This window comes from Streptomyces sp. NPDC006610, from assembly GCF_040611575.1.
Classification (GTDB): domain Bacteria; phylum Actinomycetota; class Actinomycetes; order Streptomycetales; family Streptomycetaceae; genus Streptomyces.
On record NZ_JBEXOP010000022.1, the window covers coordinates 24,351 to 45,497 of the forward strand.

Here is a 21,147-nt window from a genome sequence, read left to right on the forward strand (position 1 = left end):
TGCACCCGCCCCCGTCCGCGACAGCAAGGACCCGCCGGCCCCGTGACCCCCTCCGGCCGGGACGCCTCGGGCGCCTGCGTCGCGCGGGTCGGGCGTCAGCGTTCCAGCCGTACCCTGCCGCCGATCTCGGTCCAGCCGTAGGGCTGGGGTGCGGTGAGGATCTGGGAGCCCGCGCCCTGGGTGATGTTGAGCGCCCGGCCGAGCCGCTCGGTGAGCTGGAGGGCGGCGGAGCCGGTCGCCTCGTCCTCGTCGACGCCGTCGCCCCGGCCGGGGAAGCCGCGGGCGCGGATCCGGCCGGCCGCCTCGTCCTCCCAGGCCCAGGCGTAGATCCAGTCCCCCGGCGGCGGCACCGGCAGGTCGTCGACCTCGGCGGCGGTGGCGTACTGGCGCAGGACGCGCGGCGCGGCCCACTCGGCGCGCGCCTCGATCCAGCTGAACTCCCCGTCCTGCCGCGCTCCCAGCACCCCGGCGCGGGTGACCAGTTCGGGCACGTCGAGCAGCCAGGCCACGCCGACGCAGGGGTGTCCGGCGAACGCCAGCCGGACGCCGGGCGTGTAGATGTCGACGACGCCGCGCTCGGGGTCGTCGACGAACACGGTCTCGGAGAACCCGAGTTTCGCCGCGAGAGCCTGCCGCTCGTCCGGCCCCGGCACGTGCGAGCCCTCGCGGACGACGCCGAGTTCGTTGCCGTAGCCCCCGTTGGCCGCGCAGAAGACGCGCAGCACGTCGTAATCGGTCACCGGGGAATTGAAGCATCGCGCGACCGCCGGTCGAAGCCCGGCAAGGTCACGGTGTGGCCGCTGTACCCGGTCCCGGCGTTCGGGTGTCGGCGCGCCCCGGTAGGGTTCGGCTCCGGGAAGGGGAAGGTGAAGGACACCCGATGAGCAGGGATCGCGGCCCGCACAGGCTTCACAGGCACCACCGGAACACGCTCACCGCTGCCGCGCTGGCCCTCCTGGCGCTGCCGGCGAGCGGATGCGTCGTCGTCCACGGCGAGCGCGAGGTGCTGCCCGCGACGTCCGAGGCCGAAGCCGCCGAGGCGCTGCGGAAGTTCACCACCGCCTACAACAAGGCCGACAAGGCGTACGACAGTTCCTTCGACGCCGCCTACGTCACCGGCCCTCTCGGCGACATGGACGAGGCACGGCTGAACGCCGGGCACGTCAACCACCCGGCCGGCAACCCCGCGCACACGCCGCTGAAGTTCGCGGACGTCGAGTACACGATCCCTGAGAAGGCGGGCTGGCCCCGCTGGTTCCTCGCCGACGCCCGGGCCAACCGGGGTGACGACGACCGCTGGCTGATGGTGTTCACCCGCGACGGCCTGGACGAGCGCTGGGAGGTGTCGTACCTGACGGTCGTGGACCCCGGCAAGGTGCCCGAGTTCAAGCTCGGCGAGGACGGATTCGCCGAGGCCCTCCCCGCCGACTCCCCCGAACTCGCCGTTTCCCCGAAGGACTTGAGCCGCGACTACGCGACGTACCTGGAGGACGGCGGCAACGGCTTCGCGCCCGGCCCGCACACCACCGACTGGCGTGCGGAGCGCGAGAAGAAGGAGACCCGGCCCGGGCTCGCCACCCAGTACATGGACGAGCCGCTGACCGGCGGCGACTACGACCCGGTCGCCCTGCGCACGGCGGACGGCGGGGCGCTGGTCTTCTTCACCACCCGCCACTTCGTGAAGCAGACGGCCGCGGCCGGCGCCTCGGTCCCGACGCCGAACAAGAACGTGCTCGCGCTGACGACCGGCGAGATCAAGCAGTCCCTGACGATGGAGTTCGTCTCCAACCAGGTCGCCCTGACCCCGGAGCGGGGCGCAGGCGACGCCGGGGTGAACGTGCTCGGGCGGATCCAGGGGCTGACGTCCGCGAAGGGCGAGTAACGGCTGCCCGTACCGCGGGAGTTCAGCGGCGCAGCGGCCAGGCGGCGCCCTGTTGGTCGGCGTCCGTGCCGGCGTGCCGGGCGCAGGCGTCGGTGAGGACTTCCAGCAGGGTCAGCGGGTCGGGCAGGGCGTGCTCGGGCCCGCGTACCCAGTGGACGCAGCGGTCGTCGTCGCCGGGGAGCCGGGCGGGCGGCACGAGGACGTAGGAGCCCCGGCAGTGCCAGCGCAGTCCGGGGTGCTCGTCCATCGTCTCGGGGTGGCAGTCCAGCTCGCAGGGCCACCACTCGTCCTCGTCCTCGGGGGTGCCGCGGGTGAGGGTGAAGAACAGCATCCGGCCGTCGTCGCTGGCGGCGACCGGGCCGACGTCGACGCCCGCCGCGAGCAGCCGCTCCAGCGCCTCCCGGCCGGCCTCCAGCGGCACGTCGAGCACGTCGTGCACCATGCCGGTCGCGGTGATGAAGTTGGCCTGCGGCTGGTGGCGGGCCCAGCGCTCGATCTGGGCGCGGTCGGTGGTGGACTGCGTCTGCCAGGCGAACGACACCGGGTGCCGGGCGGGCGTGGGACAGCCGACGCGGTCGCAGGAACAGCGGTAGCCGGGGGCCGGGTGCGCGGCGGGCGCCAACGGCAGTCCCGCTCCGGCGGCGGCCAGCAGCAGGGCCTCGCGTCCGCCGTCGTCGGCGGCGTCCTCCTTGGGCCGACGTCCGCGCAGCCACTGGGAGATCTTGCCCTGCCGGCCGGACCGGCCGCCGAACTGCGCGCTCATCTATCCCCTCGCCTCGCTGTGGAACGGGTGCCCGCCGCGAGCGGCCGGCACGTCCCATGGTCGCACCATCCTGCGCTCCGGGGGGCCACAGTCCCCAACCGGGAAGGGTGGGAGGAGACGGAATCCACACGGGGATCACGCGCTGTCGGGTACTTTGGCGGGATTTGACGTCCCCGCCGACGCCCCGCCGATGCCCCGCCGACGCCTTGTGGGCGGTGCCGCCGGGGTCCGGTCCGGCCGGTCTCTACCGGGGCGCGAGTCCGTTCAGGGCGTAGTCGACCAGGGTGTCGGTGTACTCGTGGGAGATCGGCGCCGTCCGCTGGAGCCAGCGCTGGGCGAGCGGGGAGACGAACAACTCCAGGGCGATGCGCGGATCGACCTCGGGGCGGACCTGGCCGGCCTCCTGGGCGGCGCGCAGCCGGCGCACGTACAGCTGGAGCTGGGGTTCGAGAAGCCGGGCGACGAAGACCCGGCCGATCTCCTCGCTGACGACGCCCTCGGCGGCCAGCGCGCGGGAGGGGGCCTCGAAGCGGGGGTCGAGGAGTTCGTCCACCGTGGCGCGCAGGACGTACTTGAGGTCGGCGGCGAGGTCGCCGGTGTCGGGGATGGCGTACTCGGCGCCGGGGTCGGCGCCGTCGGCCCGTGCGGCCTGCTCGGCGGCCTGTTCGCCGAGGTCGAGGAAGGCCTCCAGCAGGACGTCGGCCTTGGACGTCCACCAGCGGTAGATCGTCTGCTTGCCGACGCCGGCGCGCGCGGCGATGCCCTCGATCGTGGTCCTGGAGTAGCCGATCTCGCCGACGAGGGCCAGGGCGGCGTCGTAGATCGCGCGCCGGGAGCGTTCGCTGCGGCGGGTGGAGTCGGGGGCGGACTTCTGTGCCATGGGGCGAATCTATCAGGTTGACAAGACGGTGCGTCTCGCTTGATGGTGGTGGGGTCGCGATTGCGAGACGATACGTCTCGTTCAGGAGTGGCGTGACGTGAAGTGAAGCGAGAACAGGCAACGAGCAGAGGAGTCGGCCATGGCCCGGGGCGGAAACGGAAACATGCTGGGCGTCGGCGGCACACGGCGCCATCTCGGCCGTGACGCCCTGCGGGGCGGCGGCCGGGGCGCGCGCACCGGCGGCGCGGGCGCCGACGCGCAGGCGCAGAAGCGGGAGCTGCTGCGCAGGCTGCAGGAGAAGCGCGCCGGGGGCGCGGAGGGTACCGGCTCCGCGTCGTGATCAGCGGGCGGCGTCGGTCTCCGGGGGCCAGGCGTCGCCCCAGTCGGCGTCGCGGGCGGCCTTGTAGAGGTCGCCGTGGCGCTTGGTGACCGTCGTGCGGCCGAGCTGCTCGCCGGTCTCGCACAGGTCGAGCAGGACCTGGCCCTTGCGGATCTGCGGGCGGCGCACGACGCGGGAGGGCGCGGGGGCGACGGGGAGGCGGGTGGCGGCGACGTACGCGAACTTCTCGTCCTCGTACGGCAGCGAACCGCCCTTGACCTGACGGTGCAGGGAGGAACGGCTGACCCGCGCCGAGAAGTGGCACCAGTCCGCGCCGGGGGCGATGGGGCAGGCGGCGCTGTGCGGGCAGGGCGCGGCGACGCGGAAACCGGCGCCGATCAGGCGGTCGCGGGCCTCGATGACGCGGGCGTAGCCGTCGGGGGTGCCGGGTTCCACCACGACGACGGCCTGCGCGGCGCCGGCGGCGGCGTCGACCAGGGCGGCGCGGTCGGCGGCGGGCAGTTCGTTGAGGACGTACGACACCGTGACGAGATCAGTGCTCTCCAGGGTGAGCGCCGCTCCGATGCGTGAGCGCTGCCAGCGGGCGTCCCGCAGCGCCGGGTTGGCGGCGGCGAGCTCCCGTCCCAGCGCGAGCGCGGGCTCGGCCCAGTCCAGCACGGTCACCGGCCGCATCCCGTCCCAGACGGCGGTGGCCGCCCAGATCGCCGCCCCGGTCCCGCCGCCGACGTCCACCTGACCGCCGGGCGTCCAGCCGGGCACGGCCGCCGCGAACGCCTCCAGCGCCGAGCGCACCGCCTCGAACGTCGCCGGCATCCGGTAGGCGGCGTACGCGGCGACGTCCGCGCGGTCCCGCAGGATCGGCGCGTCGGTCGGGGTCGCCCCCCGGTAGCTGGCGATCAGCCGCTCCACGGCCTGCGCGGCCTGCTTGGGCGGCAGTCCGTCGAGCAGCGCCGCGAGGGCGGTGCGCAGGGACTCGGCCGGGGACGCCGGGGCGGAGGACAGGGGGGCGTGGACGTTCACCGTCCGATTCTCTCAGGTTCCCCCAGGCCCCCGGGCCGGTCCCGGAACCCGGTCGCCGAGCCGGTCCCGGAACCCGGTCGCCGAGCCGGTCCCGGAACCCCGGTCGCCGAGCCGGTCCCGGAACCCCGGTCGCCGAGCCGGTCCGGGAACCGGACGCCCAGCCGGCCGCGGAGCGGATCGCCGAGGTCGGTCCGGGAACCGCTCGCCCAGCCGGCCGCGGAACCAGTCCCCGCGCCGGCCACGGAGCCCGCCCTCCGACCGGTCGGCCCTCTAACCGGCCCCCGCCGCCGCCCCGGTCCCCCGTATCGCCCGGGCCACCCGTGTGGCCGCCGCCGCGCGCGGGCGGCTGTCCGGGGCCCGTCGGCACGGGTGCACGGTGTTGGCCAGCAGCACGAGGAACGTGTCCGTCGCCCGGTCCAGCACCAGCGAGGTCCCGGTGAACCCGGTGTGCCCGGCCGCCCCCCGCCCCGCCAGCTCGCCCATGAACCACGGCTGGTCCAGCGCGAACCCCAGCCCCGGCGGCGTCAGCAGCAGCTCCACGAAGTCCGGCCCGAGGATGCGCGCCGGCCCGTACGAGCCGCCCGCGAGCAGCGCCCGGCAGAACACCGCCAGGTCCCGCCCGGTCGAGAACAGGCCCGCGTGCCCGGCGACCCCGCCCAGCGCCCAGGCGTTCTCGTCGTGGACGACGCCCCGCACCATGCCCCGGTCGGTCTTCGCCCAGGGCCGGCGCTGGTCCTCGGTCGCCGCCGCGTCCGGGCAGGGGCCGAAGCGGGTCGAGGTCATGCCGAGCGGGCGGGTGATGCCGTCCCGGATCAGGACGTCGAGCGGGCGGCCGGTGATGCGCTCCAGAACGTGCTGGAGGAGCAGCATGTTCAGGTCCGAGTAGCGGTACGTGCCCGGTTCACCGGCCGGCGCCTCGTCGCGCAGCAGCCGCAGCCGCTCGGCCGCGCTGACGCAGTCGTACAGCGGCAGTTCGGGGCGCAGGCCGGAGGTGTGGGTGAGCAACTGCCGTACGGTGATCCCGTGTTCGGCGGCGGCTCGGAAGTCGGGCAGATACGCGCCCGCCCTGGCGTCGATGCCGAGCGTGCCGCGCTCGATCTGCTGCACGGCCGCGACGGCGGTGAACAGCTTGGTGAGCGAGGCCAGGTCGAAGGGGGTGGCGACGGTCGCCGGCACCCGCTGCTCCGGCGGCAGTTCGACGCCGGTGCCCGTCTCGGGGTCGTAGGCCGCGTACCGCACCGCGTACCCTGCGGCCTCCGCCACCGCGAGCACCGGGCCGCGCCCGGCGACGACGACGGCGCCGGCCGCCCAGGGCCGCCGCCCGGCCGTCAGATCCCGTACCTCCAGGACGAGGCGCTGGAGTTCGCCGGGGTCGAGTCCGGCGCGTTCCGGTGTGCCGACCCGCAGTTTCGGCGCGCTCAGCTCTCCTCCCTCACGGTCTCGGCGGCGGACCCGGCACACAGGATGCCCTCGCCCGAGCGCGCCCGCCAGGGGCGGCACAGCCCCACGAAGCAGCCCACCGCCACCAGTATGGAGACGACCTGGACGACCGCCATGGGCACGGCGGTGTGCTCGCCGGCGATCCCGACGAGCGGGGAGGCGACCGCGCCGATCAGGAAGCCCGTGGTGCCGAGCAGCGCCGAGGCCGAACCGGCGGAGTGCTTGACCCGCAGCAGGGCGAGAGTCTGGGAGTTGGGCAGGGCGAAGCCCATCGCGGTCATCATGACGAACAGCGCGGTCGCGACCGGGACCAGCCCCGTGTCGCCGAAGACGCCCAGCGTCATCAGCAGCAGGGCGGTCACCGAGGCCACGATCACGGCGAGCGCGCCGCCCAGCACCCGCTCCAGCGACACCCGGCCGACCAGCACCTTGCCGCTGATCTGACCGGCGGCCACCAGCCCGATGGAGTTCAGGCCGAACAGCAGGCTGAAGGTCTGCGGGGAGGCGCCGTAGATCTCCTGGACGACGAACGGCGAGGCCGAGACGTAGGCGAACAGCGTGGCGAAGGTGAAGCCGCCGGTGAGCATGTAGCCGGTGAAGGGCAGGTCGGCCAGGAGGCGGCGCATGGAGTGCAGGGCCTCGCCCACGCCGCCCGTGTGGCGTTCCGCGGGCGGCAGCGTCTCGGGCAGCCGCGCCCACACCACCACGGTCAGCAGCACCCCGAGGACGGTGAGGACCACGAAGACGCCCCGCCAGTCCGTGACGCGCAGGATCTGGCCGCCGACCACCGGCGCGACGATCGGGGCGACGCCGGAGATCAGCATGAGGGAGGAGAAGAGGCGGGCCATCGCCACGCCCTCGTACAGGTCGCGGACGATCGCGCGGGCGATGACCAGGCCGGCCGCGCCCGACAGGCCCTGCGCGAGCCGGCAGACGACCAGCGCCTCGACGGTCGGGGCCACCACGCACAGGGCGGTGGTGACGATGTAGACCAGCATGCCCGCGAGCAGCGGCCGGCGGCGGCCCCAGCGGTCGCTCATCGGGCCGACCAGGAGCTGGCCGAGGGCCATGCCGGCCAGGCACGCGGTGAGCGTGAGCTGCACGGTCGCGGCGGGTGCGCGCAGGGACTCGGTGACGTCCGGCAGCGCCGGCAGATACATGTCCATGGCCAGCGGCAGGGTGGCGGTGAGCCCGCCGAGGACCAGGGTGAGCAGTGGGCCGGTGCTGCGGCGCGGTGCGCCGACCGGCGGCCGCGCCTTCGGTGCGGTCGCCTGAGACAGGTCCGGTATCGGCGCCCCTTCGGGCATGTGCCCCTCCCTCTTCGTACTGTGCGCTCCCTATGCTCTCAGCTCGGAGCCGGTGCCGGTGCCGGTGATCGGCGGTGCCGGACGCGCGCCGGGAGCGGCGTGCGGGATGTCGAACGACGAGGGTGGGCGGGTCATGACGCAGGACGCGGTGCGGTGGGGAATTCTCGCGACGGGCGGGATGGCCGCGAGGTTCACGGCGGATCTGGTGGATCTGCCGGACGCGGAGGTCGTGGCGGTCGCCTCGCGGACGGAGGACTCGGCGCGGGCGTTCGCGGAGCGGTTCGGGGTGGCGCGGGCGTACGGCGACTGGGAGGCGTTGGCCCGGGACGAGGACGTGGACGTGGTGTACGTCGCCACTCCGCACGTCGCGCACCGGACGGCGGCCGGTCTGTGCCTGGCGGCGGGGCGGAACGTGCTGCTGGAGAAGCCGTTCACGCTCAACCTGGGCGAGGCGCGGGAGCTGGTGGCGCTGGCTCGGGAGCGGGGCCGGTTCCTGATGGAGGCCATGTGGATGTACTGCAACCCGCTGATCCGGCGGGTGAAGGAGCTGGTGGACGGCGGGGCGATCGGCGAGGTGCGCACGGTGCAGGCGGACTTCGGGATCGCGGGGCCGTTCCCGCCGTCGCACCGTCTGCGGGACCCGCTGCAGGGCGGGGGCGCGCTGCTGGACCTCGGGGTGTATCCGGTGTCGTTCGCGCAGCTGCTGCTCGGTGAGCCGTCGGACGTCGTGGCGAGAGCGGTGCTCTCGGACGAGGGCGTCGATCTCCAGACCGGAGCAGTGCTCTCCTGGGAGAGTGGCGCTCTCGCCACGGTGCACTGCTCCATCAACGGCGATCTGCCCGTGGTCGCCTCGGTCACGGGCTCGCGCGGCCGGATCGACATCCCGAACGGCTTCTTCCACCCCGACCGCTTCGTACTGCACCGCCCCGGCCGGGAGCCCGAGCGGTTCGTCCACGACCCGGCCGCCGACCCGCACACCAGCTTCAAGTATGAGGCGCGTGAGGTGATGCGCGCGCTGCGGGCCGGCGAGACCGAGTCCCCGCTGGTCCCGCTGGACGGCTCGCTCGCCGTGATGCGGACGCTCGACGCGATCCGGGACCGCATCGGCGTCCGCTACCCGGGCGAGCACGGGGGCGGGACGGCCCCCGCCGGGGACTCCCCCGCCGACGGCTCCCCCGGAGGCGGCGTCCCCGCCGAGGACTCCCCCGGCGGGGACGCCGCGCCGCGGCTCACACCTGCCTGAGCCCCGGCGCCCCCGCCTCCGTCACGAAGGACGCGGCCGTCGTGACCGGCGCCCCGGGCCGGGTCACGTACGGCACCGTCCGGAAGTCGGCCCGCGCCCGCTCACGCCCCAGCCCGACCGTCACATAGCCGCGCCGCCCGTCGTAGAAGCGCAGGTGCGGGTTGGCGGTCAGGTACGTCTGCCAGTTCGCGGGCCGCTCCGTGCCGTCCCGGCCGCTGGAGACGGAGGTCGCCACGATCTCCGTGCCCACGGTCCGGGAGGCCGGGTCGTCGAAGTCCTCCTTGACGTCGAAGGCGTATCCGACGTGCACGTCGCCGGTGAGGATCATCAGGTTCTCCACGCCGGCCGCCCGCGCGCCGTCCAGCACCCGGCGGCGCGAGGCGCGGTAGCCGTCCCAGGCGTCCATCGACACGCGCGAGGGGCTGGTCAGGTCGAACTTGCGCTGGGAGAAGACGACCTGCTGCGGTACGACGTTCCACAGCGCCCGCGACGCCTGCCAGCCGTCGAGCAGCCACCGCTCCTGCGTCTCGCCGGTCATGGTGCGCGCCGGGTCGTCGACCTCGGGTCCGGGGACGCGGGCGCCGTCGCCCTGGGCCTGGTTGGTGCGGTACTGCCGGGTGTCGAGGATGTCGAACTGGGCGAGGTCGCCCCAGACCAGCCGGCGGTACAGCCGCATGTCCGGGCCCTCGGGGCGCTGCGGGCGGCGCAGCGGCTGGTTCTCCCAGTAGGCGCGGTAGGCGGAGGCCCGGCGCAGCAGGAACTCCTCCGGCGGGACGTCGTTCTCGGGGATGTCGCCCGCGTAGTTGTTCTCGGTCTCGTGGTCGTCCCAGGTGACGACGAAGGGGTGCGCGGCGTGCGCGGCGCGCAGGTCGGGGTCGGTCTTGTAGAGGGCGTACCGCAGGCGGTAGTCCTCCAGGGTCACCGTCTCCCGGTTGAACAGGGCGGGCAGGGTCCGGTCGGTGTGATTGCGGTTACCGCCGACGGAGTTCACCGCGTACTCGTACAGGTAGTCCCCGAGGTGGAAGACGACGTCGACGTCCTCGGCGGCGAGATGACCGTACGCGGTGAAGTAGCCGTCGTGGTACGCCTGGCAGGAGACGGCGGCCAGGGTGAGCGCGGAGACCTGCTCGCGGGCCGCGGGCGCGGTGCGGGTGCGGCCGGTCTCGCTGATCCAACGGCCCACGCGGAAGCGGTAGTAGAAGACGCGGCCGGGTTCGAGGTGGTCGACCTCGACGTGCACGGTGTGGTGGAACTCGGGGTGGGCATGGGCGGCGCCGCGTCTGACGGGGCGGCGGAAGTGCTCGTCGCGGGCCAGTTCCCAGTGGACGGTGACGCGTTCGGCCGGGAGGCCGCCGTCGGGCTGGTAGGGAGCGGGGGCGAGGCGGGTCCACAGCAGGACCGAGCCGGGCAGGGGGTCGCCGGAGGCGACGCCGAGGGTGAAGGGATTCTCGGTGATGCGGGCGGCGTCGAGTTCGGCGGCGCCGGCGACTCCGGCGGTGGGCAGGTTGACGGCGAACGCGAGCGCGGCGGCGGCGCCGGTGGCGGTCAGGAAGCGGCGGCGTCCGATGTGCCGCGCGGCGGCGCGCAGTTCGGGCGCGTGGGCGTGCTCTGGGTGACGGGCAGCGGGTGTCATCCGGTCCTCCCCTGAAGAACCTGTCGATTGCGTTCAGGGGGGATTGGAGTGGCCGGGAGCGACACGCGCTTGGCGGGTGCACGACACCCACATGGCGGGTGCGTGAGTTCCGGATGGCGCGGCCTCGGGCGAGGGTGGCCCCCGCACAGGGGGCCCGGGCAGCGATTCACACAAGCGGAATTCGTCCATCCGTACCATCGCCGCCGATGGAGCCCTTATGCTCGACACCCCTCCACAGGAACTTCACACTTGGGGCACGGTTTTCCACGAACCACCGTGAGGGGGGAGGGCGGCGGCCGTTCCGGGCACCGGATGGGGGTGGGCCTCGCGCGGGACGCGGGGAACGCACCGGGCCGACACGGAACGGCCGCCGCACGCCACGCGTTGACGCCGGGCGCTGGACGGCGCCCGGCGCCGTCACGCCTGGCCGGTCTCCAACCGCGCGATCCGCCCGACCTCCGCGACGACGGAGCTCCACCGGGTCCGCATCTCGCCCCAGGCGTCGTTGCGGTGGCGGGCGATGAGGCGGCGGCCGCCGTCGGACTCGTTGTCGACCTTCAGATGACCGCGGGAGAAGAAGACCTCACGGTCGACCCAGTCGGCGAGGTCGTGTTCGGCGCCGTCGTCGGCCATGGTCGCGCCCGGCGCGAGGAGGGTCATGAAGCCCTCGCGGTCATGGCTGTCGACAGCGGTGACGAAAGCGCGCACGGCCGGGTCGCGTTGCTTGGCTGTCTGGATGGTCATGGCGGCCGGCCGAACACCGCGGTCCGCACCCCGCCACCCGAACGGCCTGCCGAAGGGGCCGGGCGGGTACCCGGGTGCGACGGTGGAGAGGCTGCGGACCATTTCGTTCCATTCCATTCGATTCGGAATCCGGATCCATTGAGGGAGCCATCGTGACGACGTACTACGACCGACGCGACCTGGGTCTGTTGCTGCTGCGGCTGGGGACGGGCGGGGTGCTGGCCGCGCACGGCGCGCAGAAGCTGTTCGGCTGGTTCGGCGGGGGCGGCATCGAGGGGACGGGCCAGTGGATGGAGTCCATCGGCTACCGGCCCGGCAAGGCGAGCGCGACGGCGGCCGGGCTCGCGGAGTGCGGCGGCGGCCTGCTGCTGGCGATGGGCCTGGCCACCCCGGCGGCGGGCGCGGCGGCGGCCGGCGCGATGGGCGGCGCGGCGGCCGTGCACACGCCCGCCGGCTTCTTCAACCAGGAGGGCGGCTACGAGTACGCCGCGACCCTGGGCCTGGCGGCGGCCGGCCTCGCGATCAGCGGCCCCGGCAGGCTCTCCCTCGACCACGCCCTCGGCCACGCCCTGGACCGCGGCTGGATGGTCCCGGCGGCCCTCGGCATGGCGGCGGCGGCCACGGTGACGGTGGTGGGCCTGCGCAACAAGCAGCTGCAGCAGCAGTCGGCGTCGCCGAACGGCCGGCCGACGGCCGACGAGGGGTCGTTGGACGACTAGGGTGCCCGTATGACGGGCGACGAGCGGGTGACGGCGGCGGACGCCGCGCAGCGAGCCACGGATGCGGACGGCGAACGGCGGCCGACCGCGACCGGCGCACCACAGGCCGCGGCCACCCCCTCGGACGGCGAACAGCGGGTGGCGGCCCTCTCCACGGGCGATCTGTGGACCTCCGTCGACGAGCTGTGGCACTGGCTGGAGGACAACCGTCGGCACGACGGGACAAAGGCCCTGCTCCTGCGGATGCTGAAGCTGACGGAGGAGGTCGGCGAGGTCGCGCAGGCGGTGATCGGCGCGACGGGCCAGAACCCGCGCAAGGGCGACAGCCACACCTGGGACGACGTCCGCTCGGAGCTGTGCGACGTGGTGATCACGGCACTGGTGGCCCTGCGCACGCTGACCCCGCAGCCCGACCAGGTCTTCGCCGCGCACCTGGCGAAGGTGAAGGCCCGTTCGCTGGGGCCGGCCGGCTGAGAGCGGCCGGCTCGGGGCAGCCGGCCGGGGCGTCTGCTCGCACGCCCGCGCGTGACGGAGCCCGGGAGTCGTATCCAGCTCCCGGGCCCCTGGGGATGCCACCCAATTGCGCACGCCGGCGGCGTTTAAGAGGTCGGATCAGTCGTCATGCCGTCGTGTTCTTCCTTTGAACTACCGCACCGTGCAAGAGGTGCAGGCGAGAGTCGAACTCGCATCCGACGGCGTACGTCCGGCCTCGGTCGATCCGGCGATCGGCGGCGATGCTGAGACTGGAGCGAGAGTCTGAGATTGACCGCGGCTGCCTCTGCCATGTTGGGCCACCCCGGCCCGTGGGTGGTGGTGCTGTGCCGGGGGGAGGACTCGAACCTCCACTGTCACCGCTTCTTCAGGCTGAACTTCAGTGTCAGCTTGCGCTCGTCGCGCGAACCGGGCCTCATTTCCGGTCCGCGCCCTTCGCGCACCCCCGCGCTCGCACGCGGGGGCGATCATGGATGCTACCCGTGGCCGGCGTCAGCCGAACAGGTAGCCGAACACCGCGTCGCCGACCCGCTGGTCGGTGACCTCGGCGCCGTTGGCCTCCTCGCGGGCGAACTTCACGGCCTGCTGGAGCTTCTCGACCCGCTCCACCAGTTCGTTGACGCGCCGCGCCGGAAGGGCCCCGGAGAACTTCACGGTCGTCCAGTAACCGATCGGCACGTCCTCGTAGTACACCTCGACCTGCGCCGGGTGCTTCTCGGTCGCCTCCGCCTTGACGTGGTTGCGCGGGACCTTCTTGGTGCGGATCGTGCGCACCGGGTCCGTCTTCCACCAGTCCGTGGACGGGTCCTGGGACCAGGACTCGGCGGCGTCGAGGGTGGGGAGCTTCTTGACGAAGGTGTGCAGGTCGGTGAGCTGCTTCTCCAGGAACAGGAGGTAGCTGACCGGGACGTCGGCGACGATCGTCCGCCCGTCGACCGTGACGTCCGCGCGGGCCGTGCAGTTGGCCCAGTCCTTGGTGGCGGTCACGTCGAACAGCCGGGTGAGCGACGCGGACATCTCCCGCAGCACGTCCTCGGCCTGCACCTGCACCCGCGTGGACTCGGGCGGCAGCTGCTCGCCCTCCTCGTCCTTCGGCTGGTAGGTGCGCGAGATGCCGGCCAGCAGCGCGGGCTTCTGCACCTTGTGGTGCGCGGCGGTGATGTCCTGGAGCGCCTTGCTCTTGACACCCTTTTCGACAGCGATGATCTGGTTCAGCTTCGCCACTTCGGTCCCCCTTCGAACGCAGGAACCGTACACCGGCCGGCACCGCGAGGGCCTCGGGTTTTTCCGGGGGACGTGCGCCCCGGCCCTCGCGGTGCCCGGCTCACGCGGAGCGCGTCAGCTGTTCCGGGTGCACCGGCTCCGCGTACGGCAGTCCGCTCGCGTACCGCTCCAGCTCGTCCAGCGCGGCATGGGTCATCCGGCCGAGTTCGTTGCCCAGGGAGCCCGCGATGTGCGGAGTGAGCAAGACGTTCGGGAGGTCGTACAGGGGCGAGTCGGGGGGCAGGATCTCCGGGTCCGTGACGTCCAGGACCGCGTTCAGGCGGCCCGTGAGGAGTTCGTCCGTCAGCGCCGCCGTGTCCACCAGGGAGCCGCGCGCGGTGTTGATCAGGGTCGCGCCGTCCCGGAGGAGGGCGAGCCGACGGCGGTCGAACAGGTGGCGCGTCTCGGGGAGTTCGGGCGCGTGGATGGTGACCGTGTCGCTGGACTCCGTCAGGACGTCCAGCGAGGCCGGCTCCGCCCCGAGGGCCCGCACCTCGTCCTCGCCGACGTACGGGTCGTGGACCAGCACCCGCAGGTCGTACGGCCGCAGCAGCTCGATCACCCGGCGTCCGATGCGGGACGCGCCGACGACGCCGACGGTGTGACGGAGGTTGCCGCCCGTCCCGATCACGTCGAGGGCGTTCACCCAGGTCCGCTTCTCGCGGTAGACGCGAGCGGCGTGCAGGACGCGCTTGCCGGAGAAGAGGATCGCGGCGACCGTGTACTCGGCCACCGGCAGGGCGTTGGCGGAGGCCGCCGAGGCGACGGTGATGCCGCGCTCCCAGCAGGCGTCGGTGACGTGGTGCTTGACCGAGCCCGCCGCGTGGATCACGGCGCGCAGCTGCGGCATCCGGGCCAGGGCCTCGCCGGTCAGCGGCGGGCAGCCCCACCCGGTCAGCAGGACCTCCGCCTCGGCGAGGACGCCGGCCGCGCCCGGGTCCGCGAAGTCCTGGACGACGTAGGACGGATCGGTGTCGGCGAGCGCCGCCAGCCGGTCGAGCGCCGCCCGGTCGAACAGCGCCTCGTGGACGGGCGCGTCCATCGCCAGGACCGTGCGGGGACGGCGGAGGGTCAGCGGCGGCGGAGCGGGCTGAGAGGGGCTGGGTGGCTGGGGGGTCACTTGACGGCTCCCGCGGTCAGGCCGGAACGCCAGTGACGCTGCAGCGTGAGGAAGGCGACGGCGAGCGGCACGACCGACAGCAGCGAGCCCGTGACGACGAGCGCGTACAGCTGCGGCTCCTGCGGCAGGACGGAGTTCCAGCTGAACAGGCCGAGGCCCACCGGGTACAGGGACGAGTCGTTCAGCATCACCAGGGGCAGGAAGAAGTTGTTCCAGCTGCCGGTGAAGGTGAACAGGAAGATGGTCACGAAGGCCGGCGACAGCATCGGCAGGGCCACCGAGCGGAACACCCGCAGCTCCCCCGCGCCGTCCATGCGGGCCGCCTCCAGGGTCTCCTGCGGCACGTACGCCTCGGCGAACACCCGGGCCAGATAGACGCCGAAGGGGTTGACCAGGCTCGGGATCAGCACCGACCAGTAGGTGTTGACGAGGCCGGCCTCGGAGGCGAGCAGGTACATCGGCAGGGAGACGACGGTGGGCGGCACCAGGATGCCGAGCAGCACCAGCCCGTACACCTTCTCCCGGCCGGGGAAGGAGTACGTCGCGAAGGCGTACCCGGCGAGCAGGGAGATGAGGGTGGAGACGAGGGCGCCGAGCACCGAGTACAGCAGGCTGTTGGCCATCCAGCGGCCGAACAGGCCGTCCTGGTACGCGAAGAGGTCGGCGATGTTGCCGAACAGGCTGAACTCGCCGAGCCGGAAGCCGGGGCTGCCGAACAGGTCGCCGTTGTTCTTGGTGGCGTTGACCAGCAGCCAGCTCAGCGGCATCAGGGTGTAGACGGCGACGATCGCCAGGACCGTGTTGACGACGGCGCGGGACGACCACGAGGACCTGCGGACCGGGGCCGACGGGCGCGGCGGGGCCGCCTTGGCCTCGGGGGCGGGCGCGGTGGCGGGGGCGGTGTCGAGGGCCATGGTCACGCCTCCTTCCAGCGGTTGCCGAGCTTGGTGACGACGAAGGAGAGCAGCGCACCGAGCACCGCGAGCAGCAGGGACGCCGCGGCGGCGAGTCCGTAGTCGTGCTCGGTGAAGGCGGCCTGGTAGATGAACATGACCGGGCTCCAGTCGGGCGAGATGGAGGAGGACCGGCTGCGCAGCACCTCGGGTTCGTTGAACAGCTGGATCGCGCCGACGGCGGTGAACAGCGTGGTCAGGACGACCGAGGAGCGGATCATCGGCATCTTCACCGACCAGGCGGTGCGCAGTTCGCCCGCTCCGTCGACCACCGCGGCTTCCAGCGTCTCGCGCGGCACGGCCTGGAGGGCGGCGTAGAAGATCACCATGTTGTAGCCGATCCACTGCCAGGTGGCGGCGTTGGCCATGGAGAAGACGACCGCGTCGGGGCCGAGCAGGTCCCAGTCCGCGCCGAAGACGGACAGGAAGTCGATGACGGGGCTGAGCCCCGGGGTGTACAGGAAGCCCCACATGATCGCGGCGATCAGTCCCGGCACCGCGTGCGGCAGGAAGTACGCCAGCTGGAAGAACCGCTTGGCGCGGGCCAGCGCGGAGTCGACCAGGAGCGCCAGCGCCAGGGCGCCGCCCACCATGACCGGGATGTAGATCAGGCAGTACAGCGCGATGTGCCCGAATCCCCGGCGGAAGTCCGGGTCGTCCAGGGCGCGCAGGTAGTTGTCGATGCCGACGAACAGGGTCTGCGTGCCGCCGAAGCCGAGCCCGGAGGCCGACTGCTCCCGGTACAGGCTCATCCAGACCGCGTAGCCGATCGGCGCGAGCAGCGTGGCGGCGAACAGGAAGAGGAACGGGGCGAGGAAGAGGGCGGGCGCGGCGTACCGTCCGCGGCCCGACCGGGTCGATGCCATGAGGTGGGGGCTCCTTGCTTCCGGGCCCGGCTCCGCGGGGGGAGCCGGGCTCTCGGGGCGTTACGTCACTTGGCGAGCTTCAGCCCGCGGTCGGTGATCGACTTCTCGGCGGAGCGCTGGCCCGCCTGGAACGCCGACCAGAACTCGCCGGTCTTCTGGGCCTTGCCGAGTTCGGTCTGCAGGGTCAGCGAGGTCGAGTTGTGCACCGGGCTCCACACCCAGCCCTCGGCGATCAGGGGCACCTGGGAGCCGGCGACCTCGTAGATGTCCTGGCCGCCGAAGAAGGAGGCGTCGAAGGACTCCTTGGCGGTGGCGCGCAGCTTCTCGGCGGCGGGCAGGCCGCTGGAGGTGCCGGCGGCGAGCCGGGCCTTGACGGCCGCCTCGTTCGTGGTGGCCCAGAGGGCGAACTCGGCCGCGGCCTCCGCCTTCTTGGTGTCCTTGGACAGGGCGAACGACGAACCGCCGACGGCGCCGGTGGCGGGCGTGCCCCAGTGCGGCAGCGGGGCCTCGGCCCACTTGCCGTCCTGCTTCGGGTACGTCGTCTTGATGCCGCCCGCGCTCCAGGAGGCTCCGATCAGGGCGATGGCCCGGGAGTCGGTGACGGCCTTGGTGGCCTCGGGGCTCCAGGCCTTGTGGTTGTACACCAGGTCGTTCTTGACCAGGTCCTTCCAGTAACCGGCGACCTTCTTGGTGGCGTCGTCGGTCATGTCGACCTTCCAGGCGTCCCCGGTCGAGCCGTACCAGCGGGCGCCGGCCTGCTGGGCGAGGCCGGCCCAGGTGGCGACGTCGTCGCCCCAGAAGTCCAGGATGCGGGCCTTGCCGCCGGAGGCGGACTTCACCTTCTTGGCGGCGGCCTCGAACTCGTCCCAGGTCTTGGGCACCTCGACGCCGTACTTGGCGAACAGGTCCTTGCGGTAGTAGAGGGTCTGCGGGCCGACGTCGTAGGGGGCGGCCCAGGTCTTGCCGCCGAGGGTGACGAGGCTGCGCACGGCCTCGGGGGCGTAGCCCTCGACGGCCTCGGCGAGCTCCGCCGTGGAGTCGCGGAGCAGGCCCTGGGTGACCAGGTCGGGCAGGGACTGGTACTCCACATTGATGACGTCAGGGGCGTTGCCGGCCTTGACGGCCTTGGCCAGCTTGTCGTGGCCGCCGTTGAGGCCCGCCGGTATCTCGGAGAACGTGACCTTGATGTTCTCGTGGGTCCGGTTGAACTCGGCGGCCATCTCCTTGGTCCCGGGCATCCAGGACCAGTAGGTGATCTCGACGGGCTTCTCGGCGGTGCCGGTGCCGGCCTCGCTCTGGTCCTGGCCGCCGCAGGCGGTGGCGAAGAGGGCGAGGCACGCCGCCGTGGCGGCGAGAGCGGGGGAGGACGGCTTCATTGCTGACTCCTGAGGAGCTCGATGTGAATGACGCACATCTTTCGGCCAAGTGCGATCAGAGTCAATAGAAAACGAACAATCAAACAATTATGAGCGGTGTTCGATCTTCGTTTTGTTCGTTTCGCCGATCGGTGACGGTAAACGAACATGCGGGCTCAGCCCAGGTCGGGCGCGTCCCGGGTCTCGACCGCCGCGGGGACCGTGCCCGCGTCCGCGTCCAGCTCCAGTACGACGATCTCGTTGCGGCCGGCGCGCAGCAGCGGCCAGGGCAGGTAGAGCGTGCGCTGCGGGCCGCGCGCGGACCAGTAGCGGCCCAGGCAGAAGCCGTTCACCCACACATAGCCCTTGCCGGCGCCGGGCAGCGCGAGATACGCGTCCGCGGGCTCGGGGACGTCCAGCCGACCGCGCAGGAACACCGGTCCCCGCCCCTGCGGTCCGCCCGCGCCGCCCGCGCCGCCCGCGCCGTCCGGCCGCCCGCAGGCGTCCCAGCGCAGCCGCTCGGGCGTCCCGTGCCCCAGCTCCACGGCCCGCGCCCGCCAGCCGTGCAGGATCTGCTGGGTGTGCAGCACCCGCCGTACGCCCTTGCGCTCGCCCAGCCCTGCCCCGTAGTTGATCCGCCCCATGGACTCCACGAGCAGCTCCACCCGCGTCCCCTCGGCCCCGGGCACCGGGACGTCGGGCACCGCCTCGGTCGCGTCCCGTTCCAGGACACCGGCCGGCGTCCCGTCGAGGTAGACGTGGGCCCGGTCGGCCAGGCCCTGCACCGACAGCGGATACGGCTGCCGGGGACCCGGTATCCGCCCGGTGTACAGCACCAGCCCCTGCCCGACGCCGAGGTCCTCGAAGGAGGGCGGCAACGGGGACTCGGTCTCCGGGCCGGCCAGGTCGTCCAGGACGTCGAACAGCCGCAGCGACTCGGTCAGGGCGATCCGCGCGGGCGGGAGCAGGGGCGCGGGCGGCTCGGGGTCCGGCACCGGCCCGTCGGCGTACTGCTCCAGCACCTTCCGGAACGCGTGGAACTTCGCGGTGACGCCGCCCCGTTCGTCGATCGGCGCGTCGTAGTCGTAGGAGGTCACCGTGGGCAGATAGCGCTCGCCGGTGGCCGGATCGGCCGTGTTGGCGCCCGCCCAGGTGGAGAAGTTGGTGCCGCCGTGCGCCATGTAGACGTTGACGGACGCGCCCGACCGCAGGATCTCGGCGAGCGTGCCGGCGGCGTCCTGCGGGTCGCGGACCACGTGCTCGGTGCCCCAGTGGTCGAACCAGCCGCACCAGAACTCCATGCACATCGCCGGGTCGTCCGGCCGCAGCCGGGCCAGCGAGGCGAAGGCCTCGTCGGCGCGGCTGCCGAAGTTCACGGTCGCCAGGTTCCCGGGCAGCGTGCCACCGGTCAGGAAGAAGTCGTCCGGGCCGTCCGAGGTGAACAGCGGCACGTCGATCCCCCGCGCGCGCAGCCCGTCGGCCAGGTGCCGCAGATGCCCGGTGTCGGTGCCGAACGAGCCGTACTCGTTCTCCACCTGCACCATCAGCACGTTGCCGCCGTGCGTGACCTGGTGCGGGACGAGGAGCGGCACGAGCCGGTCGTACCAGCGGTCCACGTGCGCGAGGTAGCCCGCGTCACGGCAGCGCAGCGCGCGCACCTCGGGGTCGGCGAGCAGCCACCAGGGCAGCCCGCCGTTGTCCCACTCGGCGCAGATGTACGGCGACGGCCGCACGATCGCGTGCAGTCCCGCCTCCCGCGTGGCGTGCAGGAAGCGGTCGAGGTCGGCGATGCCGTCGAAGTCGTACGCGCCGGGGCGCGGCTCGTGCAGGTTCCACGGCACGTACGTCTCGACGGTGTTCAGGCCCATGGCGCGCAGCATCCGCAGCCGGTGCGGCCACTGCGCGGGCAGGACGCGGAAGTAGTGCAGCGCCCCCGAGAGCAGGCGCAGCGGACGGCCGTCGAGGGAGAAACCCCCGGGTGTGATGGCGAACATGAGGGCTCTCCAGTGGTGCGGGGCGGGACTTACGCGCTCGAGGCGCGCACGTGCAGTTCGGGCAGGATCGCGATGCGGTGCCGGGGGCGGGAGGGATCGGCGAGCCGCTGGTCGAGCAGGTCGACGGCGGCGGCGCCGACCGCGTGCTTCGGCGGGGCGATGGCGGTCAGCGGGATGTCGGCGAGGGCGGCGACCTCGTCGTCGTAGGCGACGATCGCGAGGTCGTCGGGCACCTCGACGCCGCGGGCGCGCAGCCGCTGGAGGACGACGATGGCGTCGTGGTCGTTGTGCACGACCGCCGCGTCGAGCAGGCCGTCGGCGACGGCGTCGGTGAAGGCGGCGAGCGCCTCCTCCCGCCCGGCGGCGTCACCCCCCGGCGGCGGCAGCCGGAACAGCCGGCCGTCGTCCGCCGGCAGTCCGGCCGCGCTGAGGCCGCCGCGGAAGCCCTCCAGGACGAGCGGCCCGTGCGGGCTGTCCTCGCGCAGCAGCAGCCCGATCCGCTCGCGGCCCCCGTCCGCGAGGTGCCGTACCGCGATCCGCGCGCCGTGGACGTGGTCGGTCACCACGCGCTCGGCGCCCGTCGCGTCGTCCTCGGGGCGCCGCTCGACGAGCACGTACGGCACCTCCAGCTCGGCCGGCCACCGCCGCGCCGCCGCGGGACCGCACGGCGTGACGAGCAGCCCGTCGATGCCGTCGGCCAGCATCTGGCGGGCCTGGGCGCGCTCCTCCTCGGGGTTGTACTGGGAGATGCCGAGGACCAGGCGGATGCCGCGCTCGGCGGCGGCCTCCCGCGCGCCCTTGATGACCTCGGGGTAGTAGTAGTCCGCGGCCGGGACGATCAGGCCGAAGACCCGGTCGCCGCCGCCGGAACGGGAGCCACCGGCACGGGTGCCGCCGGGACGGGCCGGGGCGTCGGGCGTGCGGGAGGCGGCGGCCTCCGGGAGCACCGCCCCGCCGTGCACCCGCTCGACGAGCCCGCGCTCGGCCATGGCCTCCACGTCGCGGCGCACGGTGATGGGAGAGACGCCCAGCTCGGCGGCGACCTCCGTGACCCGGACGGAGCCGCGCTCGCGCAGCCTCCGCAGTATCTCCTGGTGCCGTTCCTCGGCGTGCACGCGACCGGGCCCCCTCTG

The 21,147-nt window shown here is 73.2% G+C and carries 20 protein-coding genes; 5 read left to right on the forward strand and 15 right to left on the reverse strand.

Going from position 1 to position 21,147, the window contains the following annotated elements; translation table 11 throughout:
- Nucleotides 1-95 precede the first annotated feature (95 nt).
- Nucleotides 96-740: a PhzF family phenazine biosynthesis protein gene (locus tag ABZY13_RS19000; protein ID WP_356632103.1), complete on the reverse strand. Its 645-nt coding sequence runs from the start codon at nucleotides 738-740 to the stop codon at nucleotides 96-98.
- A 140-nt stretch (nucleotides 741-880) separates the two neighbouring features.
- Here ABZY13_RS19000 and ABZY13_RS19005 point away from each other — a divergent pair, with 140 nt between their 5' ends.
- Nucleotides 881-1,882 carry a hypothetical protein gene (locus tag ABZY13_RS19005; protein WP_356632105.1) on the forward strand — a complete coding sequence of 334 codons (1,002 nt, stop codon included), beginning with the start codon at nucleotides 881-883 and terminating at the stop codon, nucleotides 1,880-1,882.
- Nucleotides 1,883-1,904: 22 nt separating this feature from the next.
- Here the strand turns inward: ABZY13_RS19005 and ABZY13_RS19010 are convergent, their stop codons facing one another.
- Together ABZY13_RS19010 and ABZY13_RS19015 are read right to left on the reverse strand one after the other, a co-directional pair.
- A complete protein-coding gene (locus tag ABZY13_RS19010; protein ID WP_356632107.1) occupies nucleotides 1,905-2,645 on the reverse strand; it encodes a bifunctional DNA primase/polymerase in 741 nt (246 codons plus the stop codon).
- A 244-nt stretch (nucleotides 2,646-2,889) separates the two neighbouring features.
- Entirely contained in the window at nucleotides 2,890-3,525 is a 636-nt protein-coding gene (locus ABZY13_RS19015) for a TetR/AcrR family transcriptional regulator (protein WP_356632109.1), read from the reverse strand.
- A gap of 139 nt (nucleotides 3,526-3,664) precedes the next feature.
- Between ABZY13_RS19015 and ABZY13_RS19020 the strand changes: the two genes are divergently transcribed.
- Nucleotides 3,665-3,865, forward strand: coding sequence for a DUF6243 family protein (locus ABZY13_RS19020; RefSeq protein ID WP_356632111.1), 201 nt, complete (start codon nucleotides 3,665-3,667; stop codon nucleotides 3,863-3,865).
- On the opposite strand, the gene ABZY13_RS19025 is transcribed toward ABZY13_RS19020, so the two are convergent.
- From ABZY13_RS19025 to ABZY13_RS19035, 3 genes are all read right to left on the reverse strand, one after another.
- Nucleotides 3,866-4,885: a small ribosomal subunit Rsm22 family protein gene (locus tag ABZY13_RS19025; protein WP_356632113.1), complete on the reverse strand. Its 1,020-nt coding sequence runs from the start codon at nucleotides 4,883-4,885 to the stop codon at nucleotides 3,866-3,868.
- 270 nt (nucleotides 4,886-5,155) lie between these two features.
- On the reverse strand, nucleotides 5,156-6,346 hold the full coding sequence (locus tag ABZY13_RS19030; RefSeq protein WP_356632115.1) for a serine hydrolase domain-containing protein: 1,191 nt from the start codon (nucleotides 6,344-6,346) through the stop codon (nucleotides 5,156-5,158).
- On the reverse strand, nucleotides 6,304-7,632 hold the full coding sequence (locus ABZY13_RS19035) for a multidrug effflux MFS transporter (RefSeq protein WP_356632117.1): 1,329 nt from the start codon (nucleotides 7,630-7,632) through the stop codon (nucleotides 6,304-6,306). Before ABZY13_RS19035 ends, ABZY13_RS19030 begins: the two co-directional genes overlap by 43 nt.
- A 133-nt stretch (nucleotides 7,633-7,765) precedes the next feature.
- On the opposite strand from ABZY13_RS19035, the gene ABZY13_RS19040 reads away from it, so the two are divergent.
- Nucleotides 7,766-8,875: a Gfo/Idh/MocA family oxidoreductase gene (locus ABZY13_RS19040; protein ID WP_356632279.1), complete on the forward strand. Its 1,110-nt coding sequence runs from the start codon at nucleotides 7,766-7,768 to the stop codon at nucleotides 8,873-8,875.
- Here ABZY13_RS19040 and ABZY13_RS19045 read toward each other — a convergent pair.
- Together ABZY13_RS19045 and ABZY13_RS19050 are read right to left on the reverse strand one after the other, a co-directional pair.
- The gene (locus ABZY13_RS19045) at nucleotides 8,862-10,508 is read right to left on the reverse strand and encodes an alkaline phosphatase D family protein (RefSeq protein WP_356632119.1); all 1,647 of its coding nucleotides are present in this window, start codon (nucleotides 10,506-10,508) and stop codon (nucleotides 8,862-8,864) included. The genes ABZY13_RS19040 and ABZY13_RS19045 overlap by 14 nt on opposite strands.
- Before the next feature lie 417 nt (nucleotides 10,509-10,925).
- Nucleotides 10,926-11,252 (reverse strand): nuclear transport factor 2 family protein, encoded by a 327-nt coding sequence (locus ABZY13_RS19050; RefSeq protein ID WP_356632121.1) that lies wholly within the window; start codon nucleotides 11,250-11,252, stop codon nucleotides 10,926-10,928.
- Nucleotides 11,253-11,404: 152 nt separating this feature from the next.
- On the opposite strand from ABZY13_RS19050, the gene ABZY13_RS19055 reads away from it, so the two are divergent.
- Both ABZY13_RS19055 and ABZY13_RS19060 read left to right on the forward strand, forming a co-directional pair.
- Complete coding sequence (locus tag ABZY13_RS19055; protein ID WP_356632123.1) at nucleotides 11,405-11,971, forward strand: DoxX family membrane protein; 567 nt, start codon at nucleotides 11,405-11,407, stop codon at nucleotides 11,969-11,971.
- Nucleotides 11,972-12,109: 138 nt separating this feature from the next.
- Entirely contained in the window at nucleotides 12,110-12,445 is a 336-nt protein-coding gene (locus tag ABZY13_RS19060) for a MazG-like family protein (protein WP_356632281.1), read from the forward strand.
- A 510-nt stretch (nucleotides 12,446-12,955) separates the two neighbouring features.
- Here ABZY13_RS19060 and ABZY13_RS19065 read toward each other — a convergent pair.
- The 7 genes from ABZY13_RS19065 to ABZY13_RS19095 all read right to left on the reverse strand — a co-directional run bounded on the left by ABZY13_RS19065 (nucleotide 12,956) and on the right by ABZY13_RS19095 (nucleotide 21,129).
- A complete protein-coding gene (locus ABZY13_RS19065; protein WP_356632125.1) occupies nucleotides 12,956-13,687 on the reverse strand; it encodes a hypothetical protein in 732 nt (243 codons plus the stop codon).
- 100 nt (nucleotides 13,688-13,787) lie between these two features.
- Nucleotides 13,788-14,768, reverse strand: a complete 981-nt coding sequence (locus tag ABZY13_RS19070) for a hydroxyacid dehydrogenase (protein WP_356632127.1) — start codon at nucleotides 14,766-14,768, stop codon at nucleotides 13,788-13,790.
- Nucleotides 14,769-14,842: 74 nt separating this feature from the next.
- Entirely contained in the window at nucleotides 14,843-15,760 is a 918-nt protein-coding gene (locus ABZY13_RS19075; protein ID WP_356632129.1) for a carbohydrate ABC transporter permease, read from the reverse strand.
- A gap of 2 nt (nucleotides 15,761-15,762) precedes the next feature.
- Entirely contained in the window at nucleotides 15,763-16,665 is a 903-nt protein-coding gene (locus ABZY13_RS19080) for a sugar ABC transporter permease (protein ID WP_356632131.1), read from the reverse strand.
- A gap of 65 nt (nucleotides 16,666-16,730) precedes the next feature.
- Nucleotides 16,731-18,041, reverse strand: coding sequence for an extracellular solute-binding protein (locus ABZY13_RS19085; RefSeq protein ID WP_356632133.1), 1,311 nt, complete (start codon nucleotides 18,039-18,041; stop codon nucleotides 16,731-16,733).
- Nucleotides 18,042-18,196: 155 nt separating this feature from the next.
- Complete coding sequence (locus ABZY13_RS19090) at nucleotides 18,197-20,014, reverse strand: beta-galactosidase (protein ID WP_356632135.1); 1,818 nt, start codon at nucleotides 20,012-20,014, stop codon at nucleotides 18,197-18,199.
- A gap of 29 nt (nucleotides 20,015-20,043) precedes the next feature.
- The gene (locus tag ABZY13_RS19095) at nucleotides 20,044-21,129 is read right to left on the reverse strand and encodes a substrate-binding domain-containing protein (protein ID WP_356632137.1); all 1,086 of its coding nucleotides are present in this window, start codon (nucleotides 21,127-21,129) and stop codon (nucleotides 20,044-20,046) included.
- Nucleotides 21,130-21,147 lie beyond the last annotated feature (18 nt).

Coding starts and splice junctions, on each gene's coding strand:
- ABZY13_RS19085 (WP_356632133.1), bottom strand. CDS start 18,041: ATGAAGCCGTCCTCCCCCGCTCTCGCCGCCACGGCGGCGTGCCTCGCC.
- ABZY13_RS19045 (WP_356632119.1), bottom strand. CDS start 10,508: ATGACACCCGCTGCCCGTCACCCAGAGCACGCCCACGCGCCCGAACTG.
- ABZY13_RS19010 (WP_356632107.1), bottom strand. CDS start 2,645: ATGAGCGCGCAGTTCGGCGGCCGGTCCGGCCGGCAGGGCAAGATCTCC.
- ABZY13_RS19040 (WP_356632279.1), top strand. CDS start 7,766: ATGACGCAGGACGCGGTGCGGTGGGGAATTCTCGCGACGGGCGGGATG.
- ABZY13_RS19075 (WP_356632129.1), bottom strand. CDS start 15,760: ATGGCCCTCGACACCGCCCCCGCCACCGCGCCCGCCCCCGAGGCCAAG.
- ABZY13_RS19090 (WP_356632135.1), bottom strand. CDS start 20,014: ATGTTCGCCATCACACCCGGGGGTTTCTCCCTCGACGGCCGTCCGCTG.
- ABZY13_RS19015 (WP_356632109.1), bottom strand. CDS start 3,525: ATGGCACAGAAGTCCGCCCCCGACTCCACCCGCCGCAGCGAACGCTCC.
- ABZY13_RS19020 (WP_356632111.1), top strand. CDS start 3,665: ATGGCCCGGGGCGGAAACGGAAACATGCTGGGCGTCGGCGGCACACGG.
- ABZY13_RS19035 (WP_356632117.1), bottom strand. CDS start 7,632: ATGCCCGAAGGGGCGCCGATACCGGACCTGTCTCAGGCGACCGCACCG.
- ABZY13_RS19005 (WP_356632105.1), top strand. CDS start 881: ATGAGCAGGGATCGCGGCCCGCACAGGCTTCACAGGCACCACCGGAAC.
- ABZY13_RS19050 (WP_356632121.1), bottom strand. CDS start 11,252: ATGACCATCCAGACAGCCAAGCAACGCGACCCGGCCGTGCGCGCTTTC.
- ABZY13_RS19070 (WP_356632127.1), bottom strand. CDS start 14,768: ATGGACGCGCCCGTCCACGAGGCGCTGTTCGACCGGGCGGCGCTCGAC.
- ABZY13_RS19080 (WP_356632131.1), bottom strand. CDS start 16,665: ATGGCATCGACCCGGTCGGGCCGCGGACGGTACGCCGCGCCCGCCCTC.